1 protein-coding gene and 1 pseudogene are annotated in these 1328 nt (G+C 25.8%); one reads left to right on the top strand and one right to left on the bottom strand.

What is annotated here, in order from left to right:
- Positions 1 to 452 (top strand): annotated as a pseudogene (locus LDP10_RS02080) (translational GTPase TypA); the annotation flags it as partial.
- A 168-nt stretch (positions 453 to 620) separates the two neighbouring features.
- On the opposite strand, the gene gmk reads toward LDP10_RS02080, so the two are convergent.
- Positions 621 to 1247: a guanylate kinase gene (gmk, locus tag LDP10_RS02085; protein WP_265197085.1), complete on the bottom strand. Its 627-nt coding sequence runs from the start codon at positions 1245 to 1247 to the stop codon at positions 621 to 623.
- Between the last annotated feature and the right edge of the window lie 81 nt (positions 1248 to 1328).

Raw genomic sequence — 1328 nt, forward strand, 5'->3', positions numbered from 1 at the left:
ATATGACCTCTGGAACTGGATTATTTTATTCATCTTTTAGTCACTATGGAAAAATGCAATTTAATAATACAGGTCATAGAAGAAACGGTGTTTTAATTTCCAATAACACAGGAATGGCTGTTGGATTTGCTCTTTTTAACTTACAAGAAAGAGGAAAATTATTCTTAGGGCACGGTGCTCAAGTATACGAAGGACAAATTATAGGTATTCACAATCGCTCCAATGATCTTACTGTTAATTGCTTAACAGGGAAAAAATTAACTAATATGCGTGCATCTGGTACAGATGAAGCAATAGTGTTAATTCCACCTATAAAAATAACGCTGGAAAATGCTTTAAGTTTCATAAACGATGACGAATTAGTAGAAATTACACCAAAATCAATTAGATTAAGAAAAAAATATTTAACAGAAAATGAAAGGAAAAGAGTATCAAGATCTAATAGACATTAAAAACTTTATTTTAAAAATTTTTAATAAATAATCTATTTATATCACATCTTAATAAACCTCATTAGAATAAATAACTTTATTATTTTTTTTAGTTAATAAGATTGCTTATTCTAATCAAGGTTCGATAATAAATTATTTCACTATTATATGAAATATAATATAACTTAATTACTTATGATTTAATAACTTTTGAATCAAACTTATATTTCTGTATTTCTGTTGTTTGATAGAAAGATGTTCTGCATAAATAATTGATTTTAAATCCGATACTGCTATTTTAAAATTATCATTAATAATTAAGTAATCATACTCTGAATAATGACTCATTTCTTCTACCGCTTCTTTCATTCGCTTTAATATTACCACATTGCTGTCTTGTCCACGAGCTTTAATTCTACGAAATAATTCGTTATTAGATGGAGGAAATATAAAAATACTCCTAGATTCCGGTATCTTTTGACGAATTTGCTGAGCTCCTTGCCAATCAATGTTTAAAAAAACATCAATTCCTCTTATCAAAATATTATTAATTTTTTTTTGTGCTGTCCCATAATAATGATTAAAAACTTTAGCATATTCTAAAAATTTTTTTGTATCTATCATATTTTTAAATTCCTTTTCTGATACAAAAAAATAATGTTTCCCATTTTCTTCACCTGGTCTTATCATACGAGTAGTATATGATACTGAAACTGTTATTTTATAAAAAGAAACTTTTTTTAAAATTTCTTGAATCAAACTTGATTTCCCTGTACCACTAGGAGCAGAAACGATAAAAAGTATACCTTTATTCATAATTTTAAAATACGTTTACAAATTTTTACTCATATCATCGATAATGAATATGTTTAATCAAAATAATATACTATTCTATTG

Source organism: Buchnera aphidicola (Pemphigus obesinymphae) (assembly GCF_026122815.1).
GTDB lineage: Bacteria > Pseudomonadota > Gammaproteobacteria > Enterobacterales > Enterobacteriaceae > Buchnera_C > Buchnera_C aphidicola_BJ.